At 34.1% G+C, this 10,335-nt stretch carries 11 protein-coding genes; 3 read left to right on the top strand and 8 right to left on the bottom strand.

What is annotated here, in order from left to right; translation table 11 throughout:
- Window positions 1-2,103 (bottom strand): choice-of-anchor L domain-containing protein (locus DFQ11_RS05300; RefSeq protein ID WP_233487595.1); only part of this gene is annotated, 2,103 nt, incomplete at its 3' end.
- Between the two features lie 185 nt (window positions 2,104-2,288).
- Here DFQ11_RS05300 and DFQ11_RS05295 point away from each other — a divergent pair.
- From DFQ11_RS05295 to DFQ11_RS05285, 3 genes are all read left to right on the top strand, one after another.
- Window positions 2,289-3,191: a NifU family protein gene (locus DFQ11_RS05295; protein ID WP_110474778.1), complete on the top strand. Its 903-nt coding sequence runs from the start codon at window positions 2,289-2,291 to the stop codon at window positions 3,189-3,191.
- Window positions 3,192-3,260: 69 nt separating this feature from the next.
- Complete coding sequence (locus tag DFQ11_RS05290; RefSeq protein WP_110474777.1) at window positions 3,261-3,461, top strand: dodecin family protein; 201 nt, start codon at window positions 3,261-3,263, stop codon at window positions 3,459-3,461.
- An 83-nt stretch (window positions 3,462-3,544) separates the two neighbouring features.
- Window positions 3,545-4,357, top strand: coding sequence for a mechanosensitive ion channel family protein (locus DFQ11_RS05285; RefSeq protein ID WP_110474776.1), 813 nt, complete (start codon window positions 3,545-3,547; stop codon window positions 4,355-4,357).
- Here DFQ11_RS05285 and tsaB read toward each other — a convergent pair.
- The 7 genes from tsaB to DFQ11_RS05250 form a co-directional block, all read right to left on the bottom strand.
- Window positions 4,354-5,025: a tRNA (adenosine(37)-N6)-threonylcarbamoyltransferase complex dimerization subunit type 1 TsaB gene (gene tsaB / locus DFQ11_RS05280; RefSeq protein WP_110474775.1), complete on the bottom strand. Its 672-nt coding sequence runs from the start codon at window positions 5,023-5,025 to the stop codon at window positions 4,354-4,356. The two genes, DFQ11_RS05285 and tsaB, sit on opposite strands and share 4 nt — an antisense overlap.
- Window positions 5,026-5,040: 15 nt before the next feature.
- Window positions 5,041-6,339: an efflux RND transporter periplasmic adaptor subunit gene (locus DFQ11_RS05275; protein WP_110474774.1), complete on the bottom strand. Its 1,299-nt coding sequence runs from the start codon at window positions 6,337-6,339 to the stop codon at window positions 5,041-5,043.
- 2 nt (window positions 6,340-6,341) lie between these two features.
- Window positions 6,342-7,784, bottom strand: a complete 1,443-nt coding sequence (locus DFQ11_RS05270; RefSeq protein WP_110474773.1) for a TolC family protein — start codon at window positions 7,782-7,784, stop codon at window positions 6,342-6,344.
- 141 nt (window positions 7,785-7,925) lie between these two features.
- Entirely contained in the window at window positions 7,926-8,168 is a 243-nt protein-coding gene (locus tag DFQ11_RS05265) for a hypothetical protein (RefSeq protein WP_110474772.1), read from the bottom strand.
- Window positions 8,169-8,170: 2 nt separating this feature from the next.
- Window positions 8,171-8,716, bottom strand: a complete 546-nt coding sequence (locus DFQ11_RS05260) for a DUF420 domain-containing protein (RefSeq protein WP_110474771.1) — start codon at window positions 8,714-8,716, stop codon at window positions 8,171-8,173.
- A gap of 17 nt (window positions 8,717-8,733) precedes the next feature.
- Window positions 8,734-9,492, bottom strand: coding sequence for an SCO family protein (locus tag DFQ11_RS05255; protein WP_110474770.1), 759 nt, complete (start codon window positions 9,490-9,492; stop codon window positions 8,734-8,736).
- Window positions 9,485-10,204 carry a hypothetical protein gene (locus DFQ11_RS05250; RefSeq protein ID WP_110474769.1) on the bottom strand — a complete coding sequence of 240 codons (720 nt, stop codon included), beginning with the start codon at window positions 10,202-10,204 and terminating at the stop codon, window positions 9,485-9,487. Before DFQ11_RS05250 ends, DFQ11_RS05255 begins: the two co-directional genes overlap by 8 nt.
- Window positions 10,205-10,335: the final 131 nt, after the last annotated feature.

The raw sequence follows: 10,335 nt of genomic DNA, 5'->3' as shown, positions 1-10,335 counted from the left end.
TGCTGCTGATTGCCCGCCTAAAATCGAAGCCGTTTGAGCACTTAAATCGAAACTCTCGAAGCCGTCGTTGCTGTTGTCATCGCATAACTCCATGTTGGGTGCTGGGTTAACTGTAGGAGCTCCCGTTGCCGAAACAGTAAACGAAGACACATCAAAACAAGTTTGTGTTGAATCTGCTATTCGAGCCCAAATAGTTTGAGGTGTTTCAATATTCGTATATGGACTAGTTAAAGCACCAACATTGTCAATTGCATCTTGCTCAGACAAATGATAAGAAACATTAAAATTTTCTGGTTCTTGTGTTCCTAATAAAGCACTATCATTTTGAGTTAAGTCAAACTCTTCAGTACCTGTTACACTACAAATTACAAGGTTTGGCACTGGATTTGCAGTTGGACTATCTTTAAACTCAACTAAAATCGGCTCGGCAGAACCTGTACAAACACCTGAAAAATCGAAATCCGCATAATATATTCCAGGCTCTGTAACAGTCAATATAGAAGATGTTTCACCTTCAATTTCAACTCCATCTTTATACCACACGTGTGTTGCTAATTCTAATCTCGTATCTAAAGTAAGTTCTGTTCCATCACATTCTGCTGTACCAGCTTCAATAGTAATATCATCACCTAAATCTCCACCTAAATTAAAACTACCAGCCTTAATAAAAACGCCAGAATCAAAAGCTGTATCTCTATCATCTGAAATTACTAATTTTATAGTATAGTCTTCTCCCGGTATCACGTTTGCTTGCGCTGTCATAACAGCCGTCCTACCATCATAAACTATTGGAGCCCCATTAAATGGCGTATAACTTCCAAAATATTCTTCATTAATTGCACCACAAACACCATTATCTGGATGGATATTAGTTACTTTAATTGGTGTAGTAGTTCCTGGAATTACCGCTAAGTTTGTTGTATTACCGGCAGAATCTGTTAATAAAAAAGCGAAGGCGTCTGAATATTGACATTCAAAACCAGCTCCATCATATTCTTCCGAAGCCATTAAAAAATCAAAGCTTATACTATCTGCAAGTGGCGTAAAATCAAATTGAATATAGGTTGCATTATATGACTCGGTTCCTAATTCGGCTATTAAATCAGCATCCCCTGGCCAAGTCATAGACCCATCACTAACTGTCGTGTCATTTGGTCCACCAGCCTTACTCGCATCTCCACTAGATAGTATTAAACCTTCTTGGAATGGGAAACTCTGACCATCTCCATAAAAATATCCAATACCATTTGGTTCATTAACCGGATCAAAACTAATACCTGTTGACCACACAATATTAGAAACCGCCGCACAAGGACTATTAATTAGCACATCTTCTATTAATTGCTCCGGTGAAAACGTATCTTGGTCCACAACAATATTAGGCCCTAAGACAAAAACAGTTATGGTATCAGTGGCAGAACAGCCTTGTGGATTTGCATCAGTTGCCGTCAAAGTAACCGTATAGGTTCCCGGTGTATTAAAAGTATGTGAAGCTTCTGATCCTATAGCTGTATTACCATCTCCAAAATTCCAACTATATGTTGCTCCTGTGCCATCTAAAGAAAAGGTTGCACTTCCTGAAAAATCGACAGATTCACCTGGTAAAATTCCTACTACACCTGAACCATTTGCCTCAGGTGTTGTGTTATCTATTGAAGCTATAATATCTTGACAAGGTGTTGCACATAATATATCCGCTTCCCAACCACTTCCTTGACCGGATTCGTTAGACACAAACTCAATGGTTAAACATCCTGATGTATTAGCACCGGAGGCTGAAACTGTTCCAGGACTATTAGTTCCCGAGTAACTTCCTATTAAATTTGCTGTAGTATCATCCCCATCATATATATGCATGGTATCTGGAGTAGCTCCTAGTTGAGTTACAAACAAATTAAAATCTAATATAATAAATTCGTTATCATTTTGAGGGCAAATAGTAGTCACTAAGTTTTCACTATTTCCATAGGGCCCAAACTCACCACCTGAATCATAAAATTTATCAGGAGCACATCGCATAAATGTTCCATTCTCCATTAAAATATCTTGCGAAAAACCTAAAGATGAAACAACTAAAGCAATGGTAAATAATATTTTCTTCATAGTAAGCAGGGTCAAATCGATTACGCTCAGACTTTGGGATTTTACCTATAAAGTATAGGCGTAGGTTAAATTCAGCACGAAATTTAATCAAATTATATGAATTGACTTCAATTTTTGGCTAGAAAAACATCATTCAAAGGATGAGCGTTTCATCTTGATATTTCATACTTTTGCAAATAAAAAATATGTCACAGACAAAAATATCGATAGTTCCTACTTCTAATGATACTATTCTCAAGTTTGAAGCAGATCGTTTTTTAACCAATCATAATAGTTTTGAGTTCAATAATATTGATGAAGCAAAACACTCTCCTTTAGCTCAACAATTGTTCTACCTTCCTTTTGTAAAGAAAGTGTATATAGCTTCAAATTTTATAGCTATTGAACGTTATAATATTGTGGATTGGAAAGATGTTCAAGACGAAGTCGCAACTCAAATAGAAGATTATTTATCTAATGACGGTGTTGTTGTCACTGAAGAGGCTATTAAACCTAAAGCTGCTGTCACTGTTTATGCGGAAAGCACCCCGAATCCAAGTGTATTAAAATTTGTTTGCAACAAAGCTTTAGTGCCAAGTATTTTTGAATTCACCTCTATAGAAGAAGCAAAACCTTCACCACTAGCTACTGCTCTATTTCAATTTCCATTTGTTAAAAATGTGTATATGGAAAAGAACTTTATTTCCATTTCGAAATTTGATATCATAGAATGGGAAGAAATCACTGTTCAATTGAGAGAATTTATAAAAGGATATGTAGAACAAGGTAAAGCTATATTGAATGATGATGCACCCAAACAACTTAAAAAGACAGAAGAGGCCATTGAACAAAAGTTTGAAGCTTTAGATGATATCTCAAAAAGCATCGTTAATATTTTAGAAGAATATATTAAACCAGCAGTTGAAAGCGATGGAGGAAACATAGAGTTTAAATCTTATGATGCTACAACTAAAAAGGTTGAAGTTTTATTACAAGGCGCTTGCAGTGGCTGTCCATCATCCACCTTTACGCTGAAAAATGGTATTGAAACCATGTTGAAAGATATGCTGAATGATAAGGCTATTACAGTAGATGCAATTAACAATTAATTAACAGACTTTCTCTTAAATTTTGTATCTTATAGCTATAAATAATTTATTAATTTAAAACATATAAAAATGGCAGTATTAAAAGTTATTGAAGTATTAGCAAACTCAGAAAAAAGCTGGGAAGATGCAACTAGAAAAGCAGTAAAAGAAGCTTCTAAAACTGTGAAAAATATAAAATCAGTTTATATTAAAGATCAAAGCGCTATTGTTAAAGATAACGATGTTACAGAATTTAGAGTGAACTTAAAATTAACCTTTGAAGTGAAATAACTCAATTTATTCACTAAACATAAATATAACTCGGTCTAAAAATTAGCCGAGTTTTTTCTTTTTAAAATTTTAAATTATAATATATGGAAACACAAAAATGGATTGATGCAGGTTACAATTTAATTATTGAATACGGCCCTAAGCTTATTTTCGCTATTCTAATATGGATTGTTGGTAGTTGGGTTGTAAAAATGATACTTAAAGGAACTAACAAAGCCATGAACAAGGCTAATTATGATGAGAGCCTGAAAAAATTCTTATCTAATCTTATAGGTTGGATCTTAAAAATAGTATTAATAATTGTAGTCCTTGGCACAGTGGGTGTTGAAACAACCTCTTTCGCTGCTATAATTGCCGCTGCTGGTTTAGCTATTGGCCTTGCTCTTCAAGGATCCTTAGGTAATTTTGCAGGTGGTGTATTAATCATGATTTTTAAACCATTTAAAATTGGTGATTTCATTGAAGCTCAAGGTGAATCTGGTACAGTTAAAGAAATTGAAATTTTCACAACAAAATTAACTACAACAGATAACAAAGAAATCATTATACCGAACGGCAGCTTATCTAATGGGAACATCATTAACTATTCTACTGAAGCTACACGTCGTGTAGGCTTAACTTTTGGTGTTGGTTACGATTCTGATATTAAGAAAACGAAGGAAACGATTATGAGTGTGATTAATTCACATGAACTCATACTTAAAGATCCTGCTCCAGCAATTAACGTTTCTGAATTAGCTGATAGTTCTATTAATTTCTTTACTAGAGTTTGGGTTAAGTCGGAAGATTATTGGACGGTACATTTTGACCTAATTGAGCAAACTAAAGAAGCTCTTGATGCTGCAGGTATCGATATTCCTTACCCACATCAAGTTGAGATTCAGAAGAAAGGTTAATTCTTCTTTTTCAAAGCAACAAAATCCTTTAAATAATAAGGCTCAAAATAAGCGACATCTTCGGTGTCGCTTTTTTTGTACTTAAGCTCTGCTAATAAGCCCATCTCCTTTGCTGAAGGCAATTTACCTTCAATAAATATAGCGTTAGGATGCTGAATTAAGTCCTTTGTTTTTGACACGCCATTTCCAATAAAATATACCTTGCTCGTAGCTAATAGATCTTTATAACTTTCTTCAGTAAGAATTTCAGCTTGAATTTCTCTGTGTAATTCGTGATTAGAATTGTATATGGCTGAATACACTTCCATACGTCTTGCGTCTAACATTGGAATTATAAAGCCCTCCTCTATATTTACTTGATGGGCTAAACTTTCCAAAGTTGAAATAGAAATCAAAGGCTTGTTTAAGGCAAAACAAAGTCCTTTAGCCGATGAAACACCAATACGCAAACCCGTATAAGACCCTGGCCCTTTACTCACAGCTACAGCGTCTATTTCAGAAGGTTTTAAATTTGCAATCTTAAAAACTTCATCAATAAATACATGTAAGGTTTCGGCATGCGAGTATCCGAGACTATTATCTTCTTTTAAAACTAAAGTCTCTCCATCCTTAGAAAGAGAGACTGAACAATTTGTTGTTGCTGTTTCAATATTTAGCACTATTGCCATTTGGTATATTTTTCTTTATTCTTCTTTCGCTGCTGCGGCCTGATTATTTCTTTCTTCGATTAAATCACCTGGATTTAAATTTTTAGAAACCATATTATAAGGCCCAGTAATGATTTTATCATCTTTGGAAAGTCCTGAAACAATTTCGATATAGGTGTCATCTTGAATTCCAGTTTCCACAACTCTTAGTTTTGCAGTACCATTTTCATTGACAAAAACACATTCGAACTTTTTCTCTTCTAACTGTATGTCATTGTCTTCCGTTTTAATTCTTTCACTGAAAGGTTTATTAACGGAACTCGTATCTGTTTTAATCACTATAGCACTAATAGGGACTGCAATAGCATCCTTTCGTGTTTTTGTAATCACATCTACAGTAGCTGTCATTCCTGGCCTAAATGGCGAATATGACTCTGGTTTACCTTCAGTTAAGTCTTTATAAGATTCCTCTAAGATTCTTACTTTTACTTTAAAATTAGTTACCTGGTCTGCCGCTAATGTTCCAGCAGCAGAGTTTGCTATGGCCGTAACAACACCCTTAAATTGCTTTTTCAAGTACGCATCAACTTCAACTATAGTAGAATCACCAATATTCACTTTAACAATATCATTTTCATTGACATCAACTTCGACTTCCATATTGTTTAAGTTCGCAACTCTCAAAATTTCCGTTCCTGCCATTTGTTGTGTTCCCACCACTCGTTCACCTAATTCAACGTTTAAGAGTGAAATAGTCCCAGTCATAGGCGCATAAATCGTCGTTCTATTTAAATTGTCCTTGGCTTCATTTACGGTTGCCGCTGCACTTTGTACATTATAGTAAGCAGAGTTTTTTCCAGCTACAGCCGTTTCGTAAGCTGCGATTGAACGATCCCATTCTGATTTAGATATGACCCCTTTATCAAATAGCGTTTTATTTCTATTATAGTCCGCTTTTGCTTGTTTTAAATTGGCTTCTGCTTGTTCTAAACCTGCTCTTACATTTTGGTAAGACGCTTGACTTCTACTAACAGCCGATTGAATTAAATCTGGATTAATACGAACTAGTAAATCACCCTTTTTAACTTGTTGCCCTTCTTTAAAAGGTAATTCTAGAATCTCCCCTGACACTTCAGACGAAATCTTAACCTCTATTTCGGGTTGGATTTTTCCGGTAGCCGAAACAGTTTCAACAATATCTTTTAAAACCACTTCTTTAACTATAACTTCTTTGAAATCTCCCTTCTTCCCGAACCAGCCCAAATATTTTCCTGCAATTAATACTGCGAATATGAGGAGGATAATTCCGATAATAATTTTTGCTTTTTTACTCATAATTAAAACTTTAATTCAGTTGCTGGAATTCCAAAATATAACTCAAGAACCTTTAACTTAAAAATGTAATCGTATTTTGCTCTATTCAATTCAATATTGGCGTTGTCAAATCTTAGTTTAGATTGACTAAAATCGAAGGCATTCGTTAAACCTACATCATAACGTTCTCTTGCATAATTATAGGCCAACTCTTGTGATTCAACGGCTAACTTTGCAGCTTCATAAGACTTTAGTGCTCCTTTAGCATCTACATAAGCTTGATAAACTGTTGACTCTAAATCCAACTCTGCCTGCTCTAGTTGAAATCTTGTCCGTTCTAAATTTATTTTAGTTCGCTGTATATTACCTTTAGTTGAAAAGCCATTCAAAATAGGGATGTTTAGTTGAAAACCATAGGCGATACCGTCATTTTGATAGAGCTGATCTATAAAAGGTTCTACTGAAGTTTCTACCGGAAAAGTATTAGGAAATTGACCGATGACCGCTTGACCTGTCCCTTCTACTGTACCAATTTGTCTTGTAATAACTGGATTATCTGGGTCTATTTGCTGAGTAAAAGATGTGGCATCCGTATATCTCGTATCGTAACCAAAAAATGCTGATAAGGTTGGATAATTTGCACCTTTAGCAATTTGCAAATCTTTCTTTGCCAATTCTACATTCTGTTCTGCAATCTTAATTTCGGAACGTGTTTCTTTAGCTTTCGCTAATATCTCTGAAATATCTTTATCTGAAATTCCTTCATCAACAATATCATAACCCTCATCTTCAATATCAAAATTCTCGTAATCTTTAATGAGTAACAATTGTGCCAAGCTAATCAATGAAATCCTAACGCCATTTTCAGCATTAATAATAGATTGTTGTTCACTAGCATCAGTAGCTTTAATTTCTAATAAATCGCCTCGAGGTAATGAACCGGCATCTACTAATTGTTGTGTGCGTTCAATTTGAGCTTGAGTTACTTCATTCTGAGATTTTAATACTTCGAGATTGGCTTTATTAAGCAGTACTTGTAAATAACCATTAGCTACAAAAAGAGAAATATCATCTTTCATTTTATCTAAACGATACTGGCTTGCCAGTTTCGAGAGATCCGCTCGCTGTAGTTGCCTATAGTTTCTTAAGCCATCAAATAAGGTATAACCAACATTGATTCTGCCAGTCACAGATAAAAATGTGGTTGTTTGTGCATTATTTGTAACTGGGTTAAAGCTAAGCCCTGTATTTTCTGCTACACCACTATTCGCATTTATAGTAGGAACGAAATTCCCTTTAGCTGTAAGTTTATCTACATTAGCTAGATCGACATCTAATTCACTTTGTTTTACCGAAATATTATTTTCTAAAGCATGTTCGACACACTCTTTTAGAGTCCACTTTTTATTTTGAGCTTGAGCTAAAAACCCAAAAAGTAATAGTCCTATTAAGATTGTTTTTTTCATGATGCTTATTTGTCTATAAAAAACTGAAAGTGTTACACTAAATATAAGAAATCTTACAGGCTCAGTTATAATAGCGATGTAAAGATTAAAACTTAGTCAGAATTCATGTCCTTAAAATAAGACTATTATATGAAAGGAATGTTACAGCGTTTCTTCTGTATTTGTTGGCTTTTGTGATTTACTATACGTTTTGTAGATCACAAAGCCTATAATAGCTACTAATAAGTACGGTACAGCCATTAAAAAAACAATACCATCATTGATGCCTTCTGCTGCAGATTGATCTTCTCCACTTTCTAAAACGGCTCTACACATTGCGCATTGCGCATTAGTGCTAATAAAGAAGAACACGCTAAATAGAAAAAGTAAAATCTTACGAGTCATAATTAAGTATAATAAGGTGAAATCATAATATATACTATTACTCCAGTAATAGCCACATATAACCAAAGCGGAAAGGTGATTCTCGCAATCTTCTTATGACGCTCTATATTGTTAGTTATTGCTCTAACATAGGTAATTAGAACAAAAGGGATTATGATGATTGAAAGTACAATATGTGTGAATAAAATAAAGAAATAGATATATTTCACAATACCATCACCACCAAATTTAGTGGAGTCGCTTGTCATATGATAGGCAACGTACATTATTAGAAATACGGCTGAGCACCCAATGGCCGTCGTCATTAGATTTTCATGCAGAACTCTATTTTTCTTTTTAATGGCGACAAATGCTATAATTAAAAGTAAAGCCGTAAACGCATTTATCGTGGCGTAAATTGGTGGTAGAAATGTTAAGGGCTCTACATCGAAACCAAGGTCGCGTAGATTAACTCCAAATAATCCTCCAACAACTAATGGAATTATAATAGATAGGGCTATAATCCACTTATTGTATTTTTTTTCTTTTTCTAAATCAACAGAATTCATGTGAGAAGTATTTGAGCTTATTCTTTCAATAATTTGGCGATATCCTCTTTAAGAATGGTGATTTCTTGTGGCATACCTTCTTCATCTACACCGTCTGCTTCAGGGATTAATCCATTATAAAAAATTAATGGGTTTCCGAAACCATCTTTTCTAGATCTAATATAGCCTTCTTTGTCTATCAAAGCGAAATTTCCAGAATGTTCAAAACCACCTTCCACATTTTCATTTTTAGCGGTATACAAATTAAAACCTTCGTTGGCTAATTTATAAATTGCCGCTTCATCACCTGTTAATAGGTTCCAATTAGGATGAGATATACCATAGTTATCAGCATAAGCTTTTAGCACTTCAGGTGTATCGGTTTCAGGTGAAATTGTAAATGCTGCCACACCAAAATCTTCAAATTCACTAAATTTATTTTGGACTTCAACTAAATTCCTGTTCATTATAGGACAAATGGTAGGACATGTGGTGAAAAAGAATTCCACCACATAAACTTTACCCGCGTAATCTTCATTTGTGATGGTTTCTCCATGTTGATTCGTAAAGCTAAAGGCTGGCACCGTTTTGCGTTCATTATTAATTTCTAAATAAACAAGATCACTTTTCTTCTTATTATCATTAATTGTTGAAGTAGAAACTCCTTTACTTCTACTATCGTCTCTAACAATATCACCATCGCTTACACGATCTATGATTTTTGGAACGAAAATGATTCCAAAAACCAAAATGATAAATGCTATACCTACATACGAATAATTAGTTTTGTTACTCATTGCTTTGTTTTAATTCTTTACTTCTTCTAGTATTTGAGTCATCGAATTTGCCTTTTCGTTTTTGACGATATTCGGTAAAAAGAATCCTAATATCATCACTCATCATATTTTTAATTTCAGCAACTTCTATTGTATTATATGAAAACACACTAAAAGATGGTTTATTATCTTCCACCTCTTTTTCCGACCGACCATCTAGCCGCCCTCTTTGATTTAATTCTTTATCAATAATATAAATACTGTTAGTTGATAGATTATCAGAAAGCTCTTCATGAGATTTTAAGGTATTAAACAGCATCTTAATTTCACCCTCAGTTCCGTAAGCATAATGCCAATAACTTAAATCTTCATAGGTATTAACTTCTTGTTTTAAAAGATCTACCGAAGCTTCAGTTCCTTCAAGTACGACAATAACAATTTGAAAGTTTTTAAACCCTTTAAACTTATCGTACACCAATTCCTTAAGGTTGGAAGCAGCTATCATTTTATCTTCTGGTGTTTTCCCAAAAAAACCCAATACGGTAATATGATCTTTTAATTGAATGTTCTCCGAATTATCAGAGGTGAAGTTCGTTATATCCGAAACACCTTCATTAACAATATTAAGAGCATCGTAGTTGTGCTTGGCTGGATATAGCATTAATAAAAAGGCAACTGGTAAAAAGAATAATACCCCTAAAATAACATTACGTTTTATACTGTTTGCTTTCATCTTGAAGAACTATAAATCTTATTTTTTTAATGGGTTATTCAACCTTTCTTTACCAAAAATCATTAAAGTACAAAAATAGAAAAGGTGGTTTATATAAACCACCTTTTAACGTCCTTTAACTTAATTTATCA

This window comes from Winogradskyella epiphytica (assembly GCF_003217215.1).
Lineage (GTDB): Bacteria > Bacteroidota > Bacteroidia > Flavobacteriales > Flavobacteriaceae > Winogradskyella > Winogradskyella epiphytica.
This window is presented reverse-complemented; position numbering and strand designations above follow the sequence as displayed.